At 60.7% G+C, this 16050-nt stretch carries 19 protein-coding genes; 7 read left to right on the top strand and 12 right to left on the bottom strand.

All coding sequences use genetic code 11. The features are described from left to right. Nucleotides 1-6: 6 nt before the first annotated feature. From J2808_RS11200 to J2808_RS11190, 3 genes are all read right to left on the bottom strand, one after another. On the bottom strand, nucleotides 7-375 hold the full coding sequence (locus J2808_RS11200; RefSeq protein ID WP_309816075.1) for a hypothetical protein: 369 nt from the start codon (nucleotides 373-375) through the stop codon (nucleotides 7-9). A gap of 92 nt (nucleotides 376-467) precedes the next feature. Further along, nucleotides 468-1472: a hypothetical protein gene (locus J2808_RS11195; RefSeq protein ID WP_309816072.1), complete on the bottom strand. Its 1005-nt coding sequence runs from the start codon at nucleotides 1470-1472 to the stop codon at nucleotides 468-470. Beyond that, entirely contained in the window at nucleotides 1469-2080 is a 612-nt protein-coding gene (locus tag J2808_RS11190; protein ID WP_309816069.1) for an RNA polymerase sigma factor, read from the bottom strand. Before J2808_RS11190 ends, J2808_RS11195 begins: the two co-directional genes overlap by 4 nt. A gap of 299 nt (nucleotides 2081-2379) precedes the next feature. Here J2808_RS11190 and J2808_RS11185 point away from each other — a divergent pair, with 299 nt between their 5' ends. Continuing rightward, nucleotides 2380-2601, top strand: a complete 222-nt coding sequence (locus J2808_RS11185) for a hypothetical protein (RefSeq protein WP_309816066.1) — start codon at nucleotides 2380-2382, stop codon at nucleotides 2599-2601. A 156-nt stretch (nucleotides 2602-2757) separates the two neighbouring features. Here the strand turns inward: J2808_RS11185 and J2808_RS11180 are convergent, their stop codons facing one another. Next, complete coding sequence (locus J2808_RS11180; protein WP_309816064.1) at nucleotides 2758-3390, bottom strand: hypothetical protein; 633 nt, start codon at nucleotides 3388-3390, stop codon at nucleotides 2758-2760. A gap of 191 nt (nucleotides 3391-3581) precedes the next feature. Here J2808_RS11180 and J2808_RS11175 point away from each other — a divergent pair, with 191 nt between their 5' ends. Then, nucleotides 3582-4268, top strand: coding sequence for a nucleoside/nucleotide kinase family protein (locus J2808_RS11175; protein WP_309816062.1), 687 nt, complete (start codon nucleotides 3582-3584; stop codon nucleotides 4266-4268). Here the strand turns inward: J2808_RS11175 and J2808_RS11170 are convergent. After that, complete coding sequence (locus J2808_RS11170; RefSeq protein ID WP_309816059.1) at nucleotides 4265-5032, bottom strand: DUF4386 domain-containing protein; 768 nt, start codon at nucleotides 5030-5032, stop codon at nucleotides 4265-4267. The genes J2808_RS11175 and J2808_RS11170 overlap by 4 nt on opposite strands. 309 nt (nucleotides 5033-5341) lie before the next feature. Between J2808_RS11170 and J2808_RS11165 the strand changes: the two genes are divergently transcribed. Further along, a complete protein-coding gene (locus J2808_RS11165) occupies nucleotides 5342-5803 on the top strand; it encodes an SRPBCC family protein (RefSeq protein WP_309816054.1) in 462 nt (153 codons plus the stop codon). Between the two features lie 90 nt (nucleotides 5804-5893). Here J2808_RS11165 and J2808_RS11160 read toward each other — a convergent pair whose 3' ends face one another. Next, nucleotides 5894-7390: an APC family permease gene (locus J2808_RS11160; RefSeq protein ID WP_309816051.1), complete on the bottom strand. Its 1497-nt coding sequence runs from the start codon at nucleotides 7388-7390 to the stop codon at nucleotides 5894-5896. A gap of 495 nt (nucleotides 7391-7885) precedes the next feature. Further along, nucleotides 7886-8293 (bottom strand): cupin domain-containing protein, encoded by a 408-nt coding sequence (locus J2808_RS11155; RefSeq protein WP_309816049.1) that lies wholly within the window; start codon nucleotides 8291-8293, stop codon nucleotides 7886-7888. Between the two features lie 494 nt (nucleotides 8294-8787). On the opposite strand from J2808_RS11155, the gene J2808_RS11150 reads away from it, so the two are divergent. The 3 genes from J2808_RS11150 to J2808_RS11140 all read left to right on the top strand — a co-directional run bounded on the left by J2808_RS11150 (nucleotide 8788) and on the right by J2808_RS11140 (nucleotide 11318). Further along, nucleotides 8788-9168 carry a cupin domain-containing protein gene (locus J2808_RS11150; RefSeq protein ID WP_309816045.1) on the top strand — a complete coding sequence of 127 codons (381 nt, stop codon included), beginning with the start codon at nucleotides 8788-8790 and terminating at the stop codon, nucleotides 9166-9168. Between the two features lie 71 nt (nucleotides 9169-9239). Next, the gene (locus J2808_RS11145) at nucleotides 9240-10637 is read left to right on the top strand and encodes an NAD(P)/FAD-dependent oxidoreductase (RefSeq protein WP_309816042.1); all 1398 of its coding nucleotides are present in this window, start codon (nucleotides 9240-9242) and stop codon (nucleotides 10635-10637) included. A gap of 93 nt (nucleotides 10638-10730) precedes the next feature. Further along, nucleotides 10731-11318, top strand: a complete 588-nt coding sequence (locus J2808_RS11140) for a TetR/AcrR family transcriptional regulator (protein ID WP_309816037.1) — start codon at nucleotides 10731-10733, stop codon at nucleotides 11316-11318. A 78-nt stretch (nucleotides 11319-11396) separates the two neighbouring features. On the opposite strand, the gene J2808_RS11135 is transcribed toward J2808_RS11140, so the two are convergent. The 5 genes from J2808_RS11135 to J2808_RS11115 form a co-directional block, all read right to left on the bottom strand. After that, nucleotides 11397-11777 carry a cupin domain-containing protein gene (locus J2808_RS11135; RefSeq protein WP_309816034.1) on the bottom strand — a complete coding sequence of 127 codons (381 nt, stop codon included), beginning with the start codon at nucleotides 11775-11777 and terminating at the stop codon, nucleotides 11397-11399. A gap of 100 nt (nucleotides 11778-11877) precedes the next feature. Then, nucleotides 11878-12240, bottom strand: coding sequence for a cupin domain-containing protein (locus J2808_RS11130; protein ID WP_309816029.1), 363 nt, complete (start codon nucleotides 12238-12240; stop codon nucleotides 11878-11880). 49 nt (nucleotides 12241-12289) lie between these two features. Then, nucleotides 12290-12703, bottom strand: a complete 414-nt coding sequence (locus J2808_RS11125) for a cupin domain-containing protein (protein WP_309816027.1) — start codon at nucleotides 12701-12703, stop codon at nucleotides 12290-12292. Between the two features lie 202 nt (nucleotides 12704-12905). After that, nucleotides 12906-14213, bottom strand: a complete 1308-nt coding sequence (locus tag J2808_RS11120; RefSeq protein WP_309816024.1) for a diguanylate cyclase domain-containing protein — start codon at nucleotides 14211-14213, stop codon at nucleotides 12906-12908. A 138-nt stretch (nucleotides 14214-14351) separates the two neighbouring features. Beyond that, on the bottom strand, nucleotides 14352-14987 hold the full coding sequence (locus tag J2808_RS11115) for a hypothetical protein (protein ID WP_309816021.1): 636 nt from the start codon (nucleotides 14985-14987) through the stop codon (nucleotides 14352-14354). 151 nt (nucleotides 14988-15138) lie between these two features. On the opposite strand from J2808_RS11115, the gene J2808_RS11110 reads away from it, so the two are divergent. Beyond that, nucleotides 15139-16047 (top strand): carbon-nitrogen hydrolase family protein, encoded by a 909-nt coding sequence (locus J2808_RS11110; protein ID WP_309816019.1) that lies wholly within the window; start codon nucleotides 15139-15141, stop codon nucleotides 16045-16047. Nucleotides 16048-16050 lie beyond the last annotated feature (3 nt).

The raw sequence follows: 16050 nt of genomic DNA, 5'->3' as shown, positions 1-16050 counted from the left end.
CAGCGCCTACCTGTGGGAGATCAGCGCGTCGAACTGCTCCTGCCAGAGGGTCAGCTCCTCATCGACATAGCGCCGGTGGGCAGGAGTCCATTTGGGCCAGATCTCGGACGAGGCCGGGGCCTGTGCCGGGTGCGGTTCCCGGTCTCGGACCGGCGGTGCAGACCGGGGCGGGGTCGGGTGGGCGACGCGGCGTTGGACCTGGGGCGGGGTCCCCCTGACGCTGGCAACTTTCTGCTGATCAGGCCCGGCCAAGAGTTCCACCATCCAGAGCCCTAGCCTAGACAGGGTCCAGGCAGCGCCGGACAGGACCATAACGGCCAGAAGGAAAGCAATCCAAAGCAGGAGTCCGATGGCTACGGCGATGAAGACCAACATGGTCTATTTTATCGTCCTGACCCGCAATTGGAGTAGGTTCCTCAGGGCACTTGACGGCGATTTCGAGACGCAGAGGTTTCTGCTTGCCCGGTCTATTGAGGGGCTTCATTCACGATTCGGTAGTCGATGGCTGTGTGGCCAACGACTTCGTTGGAGCCGAAGCCGAAGGCTGCGTAAGTCATGATGCTTCGTTCGCCGATGACCAAGCCGGTGCCAGGGTCAATGATCATTTCAGCCCTTTGTCCTGCACGAAGAGGCTCTGTGCGGCCGATGGCGATGCCAGCCTTGCCGTCGAAGTTCGCTTGGTCGCTGGCAGTCACCCCGGGAATCAGGGCCAACGCCTCGTAGAGACCCGCACGGAGGTCAGCCGGGACAAGTCCCAACCTCAAAAGGTCGGTGATCCGGACAAAATTGTCCTCGTCCCGGGAGGCGGAACCGCCCTGATACTGGGCGTTGAAGTGGTCGTACAAAGCCCGCCCGTCCCGCGGCAGGGCATCCAGCTCTTCGTCACTTAGCGGTGTCCAGGGACCTCCATAAAAGCGTCCGTCCTTGGCCCGGATCACACCGTCATCCATGGGCGCAGGGCCCACGTCTCCCCAGTCCCGATCGAGCACCCATTCCTCGTCTCGGTTCCCGGGAACGTAGACGTCAATCGTTTGTGCATTCATCCTGGTGCTCATGTTCCCGGATGTGTCCACACTGGAGACACTCCAATTGGCGTGCGTGTGGACAAGCAAGTATTCGCCCGGCTTGGCTACCGGATCCACAAACGTCATTGTCTGCTCTGCCGCGGCGCGCAGGACCCCGGCCGCGTGGGCGCTCTGGGCAGTGACACTGATCTGCCCGACGACAAGGGCCCCGACAGCAGCCGTGGCGGCGGTCAGCAGGACACGCCTGGCGAGCCGGGGACGGGGCGCTGCGCCGTCCTTGACCCGCAAACGGGAATCCTGATTCCCTGAACGGCGGAGCCGACGGCGGGGAGTCTCCGTGCCGGGTCTGTAACGGAGGGGGTCCTCCGCGCCGGCCAGCGTGGGCATATCGACGAGCTGCTGACGCAAAGCCTCCCGCCGGTCGGCTTGGAACTGGGGTGTGCTCATGATGTTCTCCGTCCGAGAGTCGTCTGGGCGTCAACTTCTTCTTCATGCATGACCTGGCTGTACAAGGCCCCGAGTCTTGATTTGGCGCGGTGAAGACGGGACTTCACCGTCCCGTCCGCGATGCCAAGGGCAGCGCCGGCCTCTCTGGCGCCCATGCCTTCGACAACACACAGGGTGAGAACATCGCGTTCCGGCGGCCGCAGCTGGGCGAAAGCTTCCCGGAGGGCAGAGGCTTTGAGCTGGGATTCGTCAGTGTCAGCAATGCTGTCGGCAATGTCGGCTGCATCTTCCGGCGGTGGGAGCTGGTTGAGGAAATGTCGATAGCGGCGCTGCTGACGGACGTGGTTACGCAGCGTGTTGTTGGTCGTGATTAACAACCAGGGCAATAAGGAGCCATTGACCATTCGGACATCGGCCCGCCGGCGCCAAGCCTCATAGAAGACCACAGCCGCCACGTCCTCAGCCACGTGAGGGAGCCTCAGGACTTTTACAGCGTGCCGCCATACCCGGTTGTGATGGCGGTCGAAAAGGACCCCGAAGGCGTCACCATCTCCGTTGACAACCCGATGCCACAACACTTCATCCGAGACACCCATTTCCTCGCCCATACCTCATAGTGTCCGGTCACTACCGCCGGTTCCATGATTTAGCGAAGTAATTCCTTTGCACCGCAATTCGTCCCAGGGGAGGGGCATATCGGCAACGCTCACGGGTTTGTTCGAGCCCAGCTGTCCTCTCGTGGAATCGCCCTAGCCATGCTTTCGTTGACCTATACAGCTTCAACCGGAGAGTCATATGAAACGCCATCAGGATTCCAGAAACGTTCGCCAGGTTCTTGCTGTCTCAAGCAGGGCCAGAGCAGGTCAGCCATCCGGCCCTGCTTGAGACAGCAGGGCCGTCTATCTTCGTGCCGTTGCTCATCCCCGTGGCCCTGACCGCGCTGCCGCTCCTGATACGAGGGCGTGCACTGATTCCAGTGTCGGTCGCGACTACTGTCACTCTTGTTGTCTTCGTCGTCATCGCGTCCGCAAGCATCGGCTGGTTCTACCTCCCAGCCCTGGCCGCCGCCGTCGCCGCTGCTGTTTCCTCGATGGGCAGCCACACAAGACTCCAAGTCCGCCCTCACTAAACGAGCGGTTGCGGCACCGGCTCAGCCTTACAAAATCGGCGGCAAACGGCACCTACTGGGTGTACGGCCGTGTGAACGCGAACGACGACGTCCGGTAGGTCGCTGCCTCAGCCACCCGAAGCTCATGGTTGTGGAGGTCCGGGTTCCCGATGCTGACTAGTGGGTCACCTTTTCTGCCAGTTCCCGGCCCGCGGTCCCGCCGGCGATTTCGGGGACGTTCCTCAGCGCCCAGATGGCGAGGCAAACGATAGCCAGGGCCAGTCCGACCAGGCCCAGCTGCAGCACCGTTTCCGGAAAGACGGTACGGAAGGCTATCGGGATGACACTCGCGGTGTAGAGGACCACCACCGCCTTCGGCAAGCTTGAGCTGCGCCAGAGCGCCAGCATAAAGACCACCGTACCGAGGAGGAACAGCACCGAGACCCCGGCCAGGGCGATACCCAGCGGGCCAGCACGTAGGGCAGCGATAACACTGGGATCAACGTAGGGAAAGACAAGGTTGAGGACAAACTCAACCCCTACGAGGCCGGCAAGTGCCACCACGGAGATCGCGGCGCCTGCGGCTCCCAGCGCCCCAGCCCGGCGCGAAACCAGCACATAGATCCCGATCACCAGACCGATGGCGGCGAGTTGAGCAATCGGTGCAGCCAGCTGGGTGAAAGGTGACGTGGGGATGATTCCTGCCCGCTTGGCCGCGTTCACCAGCAGGATGCCTGCTGAGAGAAATCCGGCTAATGCGGAAATCCTGATAAGTGCGGCTGGCAGGTAAACCTGAATAGTTGAGGACATCAGAGGCTCTTGACTCTAGGTGATGCATGAAGCGACGGCCGCCTATAGCTAGTCGTCGCGACCCAGGAAAGGTGCCGGGGACAGTTCGAAGCTACGGCGGGGCAGGATGACCAGCCATCACCCCATGTGGTGATTGAGTGGGTGACCGCCGGTTGTCACCGTCAGCCGCGGCCAGATGGCAGCATGGGCGGATGAGTGAATCACGCCCGACGGCGGCCAGGACCGTCTTGCTGCGCTCGCTGGCCAAGGAGTTCCTGCCTGAGGGGATGGGACGAAGCCTCATCGCCGTCGATGGTGTGGACGGAAGCGGCAAATCCACGTTTGCCGATGACCTTGCGGCAGTCATCGGTGAGAGGCCAGTAATCGTCATCCGCGTGGACGACTTCCTGAACCTCCGGGATGTTCGGCACCAGCGGGGGCGGGAGTCCCCGGAAGGATTCTGGCTCGATACCTATGACTACGAGACGCTGTTTCGTGATGTCCTCGTTCCGCTGGGACGAGGAGGGAACGGGTGCTACCGGCCGGCTGCCACCGACCACCGGAAGGATGTCAGGCCAGGCCCTCCGATACGCCAGGCGCCAGAGGACGCCGTGGTGATCGTCGAGGGCATGTTTCTTCACCGTGACGAACTCGCGGAATGCTGGGACTACTCGTGCTTCCTCGACGTTCCCTTTACGGAGACGGCCCGGCGAATGGCTGTGCGCGACGGGAGCCACCCGGACCCCGAACATCAGTCGATGCGCAGGTATGTGGGTGGCCAGCGGCTCTATTTCGAGGCCGCTCAGCCGTGGCAACGTGCAACCCGGGTAGTGGACAACACCAATCCTGCGAGGCCCCGCATCCTGCCGGCCGGGGAAGTCCATCAGCGCCGGCACTAGGTGGCGGCGGGACCTGTGCGGCGGGTGGAACGGATCAGGATGAACACGCCCAGTGCGGCCACCCACAGTCCCCAGCCGGTGCTGCCGAGGAGGCCGGCCAGGTCCCAGACCGGGAATCCGGGCAGGGCCGTGGCAAGGATGTCGCCCTGGTTCAGCAGGTAAAGGATGCTGACGATCAGTCCCGCGGCACCAAGCCAGCGAGGGAGGATTCCGCTGCGCAGGATGATCACGCTGAGGGCCATCGACCAGCCGATGACCAGCAGCTGGCCCAAGTGTTCGCCGAGCAGGGCTCCGCCGAATTGGTGCTGGGCGGTCCAAGCAGCGTCCACGGCAGCCTGTGTGGTGGCATCCCCGGTGACGTAGGAGGCAGCGAGCGGCGGGACCACGAAAACCCAGCGCAGGAATCCGATGACGGACAGGAGCACCGAGGCGGCGCCCGCGTAGGTGGCCACCCGCATGGCCGGATGGTCCCGTAGGCCGAGCGCTGCAGGAAGCAAGAGGATCGGAACGGCCAGGAGTCCGTACGTCCAGGCCGTGGCGAACCAGGTCCAGACCAGCCCGGCGCCGCCGGCGTCGAAGGCGGGCAGCACAACGCTGGGAGGTTCCCGCAGAATGTCCGGCCAGTCGAACGACACCGACAGGGTGGTGGCGGCCGCAGCGAACGCCAGCGCGCTCACCACGAACAAAGCACCGGTCGCTCGAAGAGTCTTCGTCTGGGGATGTGAGGCAGCCATGATGTCCGGCTTTCGGAGAATGCTGTGCATCGTACGGAGGCTGTGCGATGTACAAAGGTTGGACACCGTTCAGTAGCTTGTCAAGAGGGATCGGAACCGATGACGCTCGGAAGCAGAACGGGTCAGCGCGCGCCGGGCCGGCTTTTCCGCCATCCCCGCCGACACCCACCCACTATCCGCAGCGGTCGCGGGAGTGATGGCCGGCTACATCTCTACGGACCAATACCTCTGGGGCCTGCGCAGGGTGTTGGACGGCATCACTGCAGGTGCCGGTGTAGACGGGCTTCCCGCGGAGGCGTAAATTACCGCCATCGGATTGACCGGGGAGGAGTGCTGCATATGGCCACTTTTGACGGCTCGATCTACATCCACCGGCCGCCGTCCATCGTCTTCGACGTGGTGGGAACACATCTTTTTGAGACGCAGCCCAAGTGGGAGGACGGGATAGTAGCCATCCGTCCACTGACGGAAGGTCCCATGCGCGTGGGCAGCAAGGCTGTCATGGAGCGCCTTGACCTGCTCGTGTGGCGCCACGAGACCGACTATCAGTGCGTCGTCTTCGACCAGGACCGGCTCGTTGTTATGCACAATGACAGCCCGGGCAGCCGCATCGTGTTCCGGCTGTCCGTGGCACCCGCCGAGCACGGGGAAACCTTGCTTCGGTTCTGGGTGCAGGCCAATCTCACCGGTTTCAACAGGCTCCTTGAGCCGCTGGCCAACTTACTCCTCCGGGCTCGCCGGAAGACGTTGGTGGACATCAAGGAGTATGTCGAAACCAACACAGCGGTGCCGAGCGTCTGAGGTTTCGACAGGCTCAACCACCGGGCCTGCGCGGGAGTGCCGTCGTCGTAATTCATTACGACGACGGCACTCATCCTGAACAAATCGCTGTCACCTGGAAGTTGGTACCGTTTCCAGGTCTTCGGCATCGTTATCTGAATCGTTGGCCAAGGAGCCGGCAGTGGCTGCTTCGTTGTTCGAGCGCCCCGATTCGCGCTGGGAATAGAACCAAATGGGGATGTAGAGCGACAAAACGAGGAAGCCGAGCCAGGTCGAGGTCCAGCCAATCTCCTGGCTGTTCAGGTAGACCACACCGATCAGGCACAGCGGCAGGTTGAACAGGCCAAAGATCATGGCGACATGCTTCCAGCCCTTGGGCGCTTTGAAGGGCCTTTCCAGCGTGGCAAAGGCCGGGTGCTTTTTGGCCCTGACGTAGGCGAACAGGCTGATGCCGTTGGCACAGGTGTAGCCAATCGCGGCGGCCGCAAGAATTGCAGCCATGGATCCCATGGAAATCAGGACCATGTTGAACGCGGCGGTGACGAACATGGCAACAAAGGGTGTTCCGTGGCGATTCGTTTTTCCGAAAACACGGGGCAGGTTCCCTTCCGTCGTCATGGAGTGCATGGCGCGGGAAGAGCCAAGGTAGGCCGTCTGGATGATGAGGATCATGGCGGCGATCAGCATGATGATGGTGATGACTGAACCGGCCTGGCCAAAGACGGCCTGGGCCACCGGAATCAGGGGCGAGACAGGCTCCGCCATCACACCCTCAACACCAAGCACGCCGATGACTGCTGCTTGAACCAGCACGTATGAGAGGAAGCAGACGACGCCACAGGAAAACAGGGCTTTCGGGACATCTTTGGACGGGTTTTTGTATTCGGGGGCGTAGATGGCTGCGGTCTCCCAACCGCAGGCACTCCACTGTGCGATAGCGAAGATGCCAAAGAGAATCAGGACGTGGTGCATGTCCCAGGCCCAGTCAGACGGCCACCAGTTGCCGGTAATATTGGCCATGTCAACGTGTCCGGTGGCAAAAGGTGCCACGGTGAGGATAACCAGCGGTATCAAAGAAACAGCCGCCAGGACATAACCCAGGATGGCGCCATCCTTGAGGCCGAACCAGTTAACAATGGACAGTCCCGTAAAGATCACCAGGCCGGAGATCAACGTGAGCTGATATTCGGTAAAGTTTTCGGCCAGCACCGGAAACAGCCCATGCAGGTAACCGCCCACCAGGATGGCGAAGATCGCCAGGACCGGGTTCCAGGCAAACCAGTAGCTCCAGGCGGAGAAGCCGCCGATCAGCTTGCCCTTGTCGTACTTGCCTTTATAGTTCTCGGTGCGGAAGACGTGCTGCGCGAAACCTGGCAGGCCGCTGGCCTTGGGAAACGTGGTGGCCAGTTCAGCGTAGGCAGCGTTCTGGATGAAGCCCTGGATGACTGACAACCCCCAGACCATGATTGCTGCGGCGGCCATATACATCGGCAGGTAGCCCAGGGAAGGAAGAATCAATAAAGGTACGCCCAGCGCAATGGCCAGACCCTGCTTCCAGTTGATGGACCTTTCCAGGTGACCAACGCCATCCGAAAGATTTTTACTCATAAGAGTCTCCTAAGACGACTTCGAGTCGCCTGGTGTTTTGGTTTGAATAACCAGTGTTTTGAACATCTAAATTGGCTGCGCTAGTTCATTCCCGTGCGGTAGGTGGCTGTTTAAAGACGCCGAACGACCCGCGGGGTGCGCACACATAATGGGCAAGCCATACATCGCTATCTTCAAAACGATTTATGGCTCGACAAATACTGCAACTGCAATGTGCAGTTGCATGGACTTGTTGGGAAATCGGAGAATGCGAGAGAGATTACCGCGCAAGTATGTCGGTGCATTGCCCTCAGGACCGAAGGGATTTCCGGGGTCTGCCGAGGTGAAATGAGATGATGCTTTCCGCCTTATGGCGGTTGATTTACAGAAATGCAGAAGCACTTATGGTTGTGCTTGGGTGGATTTCTGCGGACTACTCCCTCTGAACGTGAGGGAATGGCCGTGGGGAGTTGATGCCGGCGGCGAGCCTGGACCGGCTGTGAAGGAGTCTGAAGCTCAGAGTTCGTAGTACCGGAAGGAGTGCGACTCCACGCCATCGGGGTTGGGTCCGTAGACGGTAACCATGCGGGCATAGACGGGTGCCCAGTATCGGCCCAGCTGCCCGGGGTTTACGCGTGCTGTGTCACCGGGCCTCAGGATGGCAGTTTTGCCCTCGGACTCGATGTAAAGCTCGCCTTCCACGACGAAGTTCGTTTCGGAGTGCGGGTGGAAGTCTTCCCAGCCGCAGGCTTCCAGTTCCCATTCCGAGAGTATGAAGTCCTCCCATCGGCCTACGGGATCCGCGTTGACAAACCGGCAGCGCAACCGCGGCCATTCGTCTTTCATGACCTTCATGGACTTCGCTGACCAGAGGTCGATCGATTGCCCGGTCGTCAGTGACGGGGCCTGGGTGGCTGTGGACATAATCTTTCACCGTTCTTCAATTGGAAGCCTGCTTAGGAAACTTTCGGTGAATCCAAAATCAAGTGCATCAACGTGATGTGGATCACGGATTCGATTACTCTGACATTGACAGGCGTCCCAGTCAAGGGTCCATGAGGAGGAATGTGGATCGTCGCCAGGGTTCGCATGTGAGTGTCAGTTCTCAAAAAATAATCCCGCAAAAGTTGTCCTGAACGATTGACTTGTACGGCCGTTCATGTGAAAGTCATTGGACGGACAACGTGATTCACCTCACATCGGAAAGTTCAGAGCCGAGCTTAACCGGTCTTTAGAGAATCAGGAATGTCGGATTTGCAACCAGTCCTCCCGGAGCCATAACCCGGTTTCAGAGGTGACCTTTAATGCAGTCCCTTATGCGCCAAAAGCGCAATCCCAATTGGCGCCATATAGCCACCGAAAATACACAGTTCACTGATTAGTTGTTACGAACTTTTCACCAATTCACAGGAGAAACCATGGAAACCACCCTCGTAGGAACACTGAGCAAGGCCGGATCCATCCACAAGGTAGAAAACGGCTTCATCGGACTGCCGTCGATGAACGAGCCCGGGACTGTTGCTGCCATCGGCGACTCGCTCCACAACCCGGAGGGCTCCGTCATGTGCGCCGGATTCTTCGAGCTGAAGGCTTCCGAGCCGCTGGTGTACACCTACACCTACGACGAAATGAAGGTTGTCATCAAGGGTGAATTCATCCTCACGGACCAGACCACAGGTGAAGTGACGCACGCCAAGGAACGCGATGTGCTGTTCTTCCCCAAGGGCACCACCGTTAAGTTCGAGACCCCCGAGTACGGCCTGGGATTCTTCGCCGGCGACCGCACCTTCAACCCGTAAGCACTGTCCAGCGCAACCTAATTCACAAAGCCACTCATCGGCGCCCATAAATTTTGGAAGAGGAGAGCAGCATGACACTTCGAGTAGGAATCATCGGTGCAGGCCCCAGCGGCATGGCACAACTGCGGGCATTCGAATCAGCACGCCAAAAAGGGGCCGAGATCCCCGACATCATGTGCTTTGAGAAGCAGGACGACTGGGGCGGGCAGTGGAACAACAGCTGGCGCATCGGGCTGGATGCCCACGGCGAGCCGGTTCACTCCAGCATGTACCGCCACCTGTGGTCCAACGGACCCAAGGAATGCCTGGAGTTCTCGGACTACTCCTTCGACGAACACTTCGGCCGTCCTATTTCGTCCTTTCCGCCCCGCGAAGTCCTCTTCGACTACATCAAGGGCCGCGTGGAGAAGTCCGACGTCCGCAAGTACGTCCGCTTCAGCAGCGTGGCGCGGCACACCAGCTACAACGAGTACACCCAGGAATTCACGCTGACGGTGGAGGACCTGAAAACCAACAAAACCGAAACGCACGTGTTCGACAAACTGGTGGTTGCCACCGGCCACTTCTCCGTCCCGTCAGTCCCGGAGTTCAAGGGCATCAAGACGTTCCCGGGTGAAGTGCTGCATGCCCATGATTTCCGCGGCGCAGAGCGGTTCTATGGCAAGAATTTGCTGATGATCGGCTCCAGCTACTCCGCTGAGGACATCGGCATGCAGTCCCACAAGATGGGCGCTGCCTCCATCACCCTCAGCTACCGCACAACCCCCATGGCCTATGACTGGCCGGCGAATACGGTGGAGCGCCCGCTCGTCACCCACTTCAGCGGCCCCACCGCACACTTCAGCGACGGCACCCAGGGTGACTTTGACGCCGTCGTACTTTGCACCGGATACCAGCACAAGTATCCGTACCTGCCCAGCGAACTCTCACTGAAGTCGCCGAACGTGCTGTACCCGGGCAACCTCTACAAGGGTGTGGTGTGGCAGCAGAACACCAACCTCTTCTACCTGGGTGCGCAGGACCAGTACTACACCTTCAACATGTTTGACGCGCAGGCCTGGTTTGCCCGCGACGTCATGACCGGCGTGATTGAGCTGCCGTCCCTTGCCGAGCGCCAAAAGGACATCGATGCGTGGCTTGAACGCCAGGCCGCGCTGACCGATCACGACGCCGAGGCCGACTTCCAGACGGACTACCTGCGGGAGCTCATCGAGGCCACGGATTACCCGTCCTTTGACCTGGACGCTGTTTGCCAGCTGTTCAAGGACTGGATGCACCACAAACACGATGACATCCTGGGATACCGCGACATGCTCCACCGCTCCGTGGTCACCGGGACAATGGCGACCAAGCACCACACCCGTTGGCTCAATGCCATGGATGACTCCATGAAGCGGTACTTGGAGGGACCTTCGCAGGATGTGGACACCGGCTCGCCTGCCGTAGGCGACATCCTGGCCGCGAGGTAACTACCGGATTTTGGCGATCCGGACCGTATCCTGGCTGTTGCATCCACAGCCAGGATACGGTCTTCGGCGGTACCGAGGAATGGAGAGTGGTCTATGCGGGTAGCCGCGTCGGAACGAAAAGAACAGCTGATTGCAGCCACGGTTGAAATCATGCGCCGTGAGGGTATTCAGTCGGTGACTATGCGTGCCATTGCCAAGGAGGCTAATGCCCCGTTGGCCACGGCCCATTATTGCTTCAGCGATAAAGACGAGCTCATGGACAAGGCCGCCGAGGCTTGGCTGAAGAACCTGAGCCGTTTTTCCAGCGACGTCCCGGTCCACCTCGGCTTGCGCAAGGCTGTGGAGCAGGTGGCCGAAGGCTACTGGCGCGCTTTGGAGGAAGAACCGGCAAGCATACTTGCCGAGATCGAACTCATTCTCTGGGCAACACGCAATGCCGCGGTCAGCCCGCTGGCTGCGAAAATTTATCCGGCCTATGAAGTGGAGCTGGGAAACATATTTTCCTCAGCCGCCCAAAACAGCGGGGAGGAGTGCCGCGTAGGCTTCCCGACGCTGGTGAGACTCTTTTTGATGATTTACGACGGCGCGGCCATCCAGTACATGACCGACCCGAAGGCTGCCGATCACAGCGCCCAGTTCTTCATGATGATCGATGCGCTCCTGGTTAAAGCCGGCGTTTAGGGCCTATGTCCTTGTTTGCCCTTGTTCATGGCCGCCCCCTGATGGTGGCGGCCATGAACCGAGCCGCTTAGAGCTGCTTTAGGATGACATCGAGCCGTGAGCAGTGAAGAAACCCAGGCCGTAGTCGGGGGTCTCAAAGGTAATTTCTGCTCCCATGGGGAAGAAGAGTACGTCGCGCTCCTTGGCGTGGGTCACTTCCCCTGTCGCCCGGTCGGTGAGGATGAATTCACCCTTCACGACAACCTTCATTTCGTCGCACGTGTACGTGTAGACCAGTGGCGCGGAGGCCTTGAGCTCAAAGAATCCGGAGCTCATGACTGAACCGTTGGGGTGGGTGAGGGAGTCGCCGATGGCGGCGTCGACTCCTGGGACGTTCATTGACGGCAGTCCGATAAAGCCGTTTTCCACTTTGTGGATAGATCCGGCCTTCGTGAATGTTCCTAGTCTTGTGGCTTCCATGATCTTTCCTGTGGATAGTGTTGCGAAACTCTGACTGTCTTTGCCAGAGCCGTTCACCTTTGTTTTGGAATGGTTCTCTGTTGATAGCTTTTATTCGTGATCAGAAGATCACATAGAGTTTGCGCAGTGTCTCGTGAATCTCCCAGTTACCGCGCCAGCCCCGGGGGATGAAGACCGTGGTTCCGGGGCCCACGAGCTCGGGTTCGCCGCCGTCCGGGGTGATGGTCATCGAGCCTGAAAGAACGTGCACAAATTCGTTCGTTTCAAGAACCCAGCGGGAGGGTCCTGCGGTGCATTCCCAGATGCCGGATTCGGCACCGTTTTCGTCCTTCCACAGATAGATGCCGCGGGTGTCCATCTGCTGTCCGGTTGCTTCAGGGCAGGGGCCCCAATCGTCCAGCTCCGTAGCATTCTTCGCGTCGCGGATGAGGGCCGCGGAGATGGAGGCTGTCTGTTGTGTCATTTGTTTTCCTTTCAAGGAGTTACTTAAAACTTCTACTGGTGCTGCGAGCTCAGACTTCGGAGTACTTGAAGGAGTGCGATTCCAGGCCTTCGGGGTTGGGGCCATAAATGGTGACCATCCGCGCATAGACGGGAGCCCAGTACCGGCCCACGCCGCCCGGATTCACACGCGCCGAATCGCCCGGCCTCAGGACGACAGTCTTGCCCTGGCTCTCAATATGGAGTTCGCCTTCGAGCACGAAAGCAGTCTCACTGTGCGGGTGGAAGTCCTCCCAGGCGCAGGAATCCAACGTCCATTCCGAGAGTACAAAGTCATCCCAGCTGCCCACCGGATGGGCATTTATGAACCGGCAGCGCAGCCGCCCATAATCGCCTCCAAGGGCTTCCAGGGGCTTCGCTGCCCAGAAATCAATTGCATTCCCCGTCGTCACTGCCGGGGAATGAATGGTGCCTGCATCATTCATGGCTTCAACCGTTTCCTTAGCCGAAAATCTTTTACAAAGACATGCCCGGTGAATGTCAGTTACATCGCGTCATCGTGAGGTGGATCACCGTGCTGTGACAACCGTTACATGGACGAATGTTCAAGTCAAGTGTTCATGTAAAAGAATGCGTAAATGACTACCAGCCCGCCGTCATCAGGCTCAACGACCGAACGTGGCCAACTCAACCGCCGCCATGAATTTCGTACCTCGCCTTGCCGCCGTGCTTCGCCCGGTACATGGCCGAGTCCGCCTGCCGCAGCAGTTCCGTGACATCCGCGGCGTCCGCCGTCCGCTGTGCAACGCCCATGCTGAGGGAGACGTGCAGCGACCTCCCGTCAATCACAAAAGGCGCGCTGAGTGACTGGTAAATCCTGTCGGCGACGGGCCCCGTCGCGGGAGTGCCGTCGTCGTAATCCACCACCACGACGGCGAACTCGTCGCCTCCCAGCCGGGCCACCAGGTCCTGGCTGCGGACGCTGGCCCGCAGCCGCTGCGCCAGCTGCACAAGCAGTGCGTCGCCGCACTCGTGGCCGAAGGAATCGTTGACGTCCTTGAAGTCGTCGATGTCGATGAACAGCAGGCCCTCGTGCCGGGTCCGGATGCCCGTGTCCGGTTCGAACGACGCCGCCAGCCGCTCAGCGAGTGCCGCCCGGTTGCCGAGCCCGGTGAGCTCATCGTGCGTGGCACGGTAGGTCAGGGCGGTGTGGCTGTCCTGGAGCGCGGCGGCCATCCCGTTGAACGCCACTGCCACGTCGCCCAGCTCATCGCGCCGCGCGACACCCAGGCGGTGGCTGTAGTCCCCGGCCTGCAGCTTCAGGACGCCGTGGCGCAGGGCGTTGAGGGGCCGCTTTAGGTCCTTGACCATGCGGCGGCGGAAGTACAGCGTGGCGCCGATGACCACGAGGAACAGTGCCACCCTGCCAATCACCAGGAGGTTCTCCACGGCGCGGGTGTCCACGAGGCCCCGGTCCAGGGCCTGCAGCGACGACTGCTGTACTGCCGCGAGCTTTGTACGCACGTTGGAGCTGGCGGCCGCAAGCGCCGCGGCGTCGGCGACGTTGTGGGCGGTGCGGGTGAGCGCTTTATCGCCCCACAGGCCGCCCTTCTCCAGCCCGGCCCGCCAGTCCCGGCGCGCCTCGGCCAGGGCCTCCGGCCGGCCACTATCCGCAGCCTTGACCGCGGCAGCCTTCTCGAAAAGCCGCTCAATGTCCTGCTGCTCCAGGACGAACGCCTGCCTGTTCACCGGTGCCGATGCCAGCAACTGCTGCCCCAGCTGTTCGTGCGTCTCGAGGGCATCAGTGAGTGCCGCCACGCTGGCGTATTCCGCCTGGAGCCGGCTGGCCGCATCCTCCATCTCGTTCACCACAAACCGGACACCGACGATGGTGACCACGGCGCCGACCAGGAGGGCCAGCAACATCAGGGTGAACGCCCGGGACCATTCGCGCTGGAGACTGTATGAGCGCGGCGTGGTGTGGGCGTTAGTCATGAGCGTCCTCGGACCGGGGGATGTTATGCCTAAGTTACACGGCACTCGCTTCGGTCGGCTTCAAGCTGGCGGACGCGCTCTCACTTCCACCATGGTCGATTCTAATGATTCACCCTCGTTTGGATGAGGTTTGTTCGGCTATCTCGCTGCTTCTGGGAGCGGTGGCTGCACGGCTGCCGCCCCTGCCCACATGAAGTAGCCGGCGGCCACCATGGCGAGCCCAAAAGGTACGGCGAGCAGGACGGCAGATGTTTGTTCATTGGCTGCCAGCAAAGCGGCAGTGCTGACCACGAAGAAGATGCCGAGCCATCGGGGAAGCACACCGGAACGGAGAATGACGACCCCGATCATCAGGAGGCCTGCGATGACAGCCAGCAGCCCGGGTACGACAAAGTAGGGCATCCCCGGGAAGTCGCCGGCGAAGAATGCTGCTTGGATGAGCCCGCCGGTAAACAGCAGGATGAACCCGACTGCGGCCGCAATCAGGCCGGCGTTCGCAAGCTTCAGGTGTTGGCCGGATCGCTGGGCAAGAAGTGTCAGGCCGGCTACCCCGACCAGTATGAGAAGGGATGCGGCGGCGGCCGCCACAGGGACAAACCCCGTTGCTGAACGCAGGGCGGTTGTCTCGCAGTCCATGCCGATGCAGCCGACCGGTTCCAGATTGTGCAGGATGGCGGCAAGGACGCACAGCACACCGCCGAGCATCGCCGCGGCACCGGCCCATCTGGGGACTTGTCCTACCCAGAACCGATGGTCGAAATTTCCCCGGGCCATGGTCAACCTCCATCTCTCTGGAGACCGCCAGCATGTCTCTCCATGCTGGACCGGGCCGGCATGGCGGTCAAGAGTCTGCCCCCCGCCGGATGGCTGATCGATGAAGCGCTGCAGTATTGACGAGGCGTTGAATTGGGTCCAACGTTTCGATATGTCCGCAAGTGTTGTGCGCATCGCTGCAATTCAGGCCACTCCGGTCATCCTCGATGCGGAGGCCACGGTGTCAAAGGCGCTTCATCTCCTCGGCGAAGCAGCAGGTGAGGGCGTGAAACTCGCGGTGTTCCCGGAAACGTTCATCCCGCTGTACCCGTCAGGTGCTTGGGCCCATGCCGCGGTCCTGTTCGGCGGATTTGATCAGATGTGGAGCCGTCTCTGGGCCAACTCTGTGGACGTCCCCGGCCCTCACATCGACCTTTTCATCAAGGCGTGCGCCGAGCACGGCATCTACTGCGTGCTCGGAGTGAACGAAAGGGAATCCGCCAGGCCCGGAAGCCTCTACAACACCATGGTCTTGCTTGGTCCTGAGGGTTTGCTTTGGAAGCACCGCAAGTTGATGCCCACGATGCACGAACGCCTTTTCCACGGCGTCGGTTACGGCCAGGACCTGAATGTCATCGAGACTCCAATCGGGCGGGTTGGCGGCCTCATCTGCTGGGAGAACCGCATGCCTCTCGCTCGCTACGAGATCTACCGTCAGGGCGTGCAGATCTGGGCGGCCCCAACGGCCGACGACGATGACGGCTGGATCTCCACGATGAGCCACATAGCGATCGAATCCGGCGCGTTTGTGGTCTCGGCTCCTCAATACATCCCGCGCTCTGCGTTTCCCGATGATTTCCCGGTTCAGTTGCCAGACGATGGCAAGGCCCTCGGACGGGGTGGCGCGGCGATCTTCGAGCCAGTTCAGGGCCGGGCCATAGCAGGTCCTCTCTACGACCAGGAAGGGATCGTTACCGCAGACGTCGACCTGGGCCGCTGCATGACCGCGAAGCGATTGTTCGACGTCGTGGGTCACTACAGCCGCGAAGACGTCCTCCGCGCACCGTTAGGGGGAACCTAACGG

The organism is Pseudarthrobacter sulfonivorans (assembly GCF_031454915.1).
Taxonomy (GTDB): domain Bacteria; phylum Actinomycetota; class Actinomycetes; order Actinomycetales; family Micrococcaceae; genus Arthrobacter; species Arthrobacter sulfonivorans_C.
This window is presented reverse-complemented; position numbering and strand designations above follow the sequence as displayed.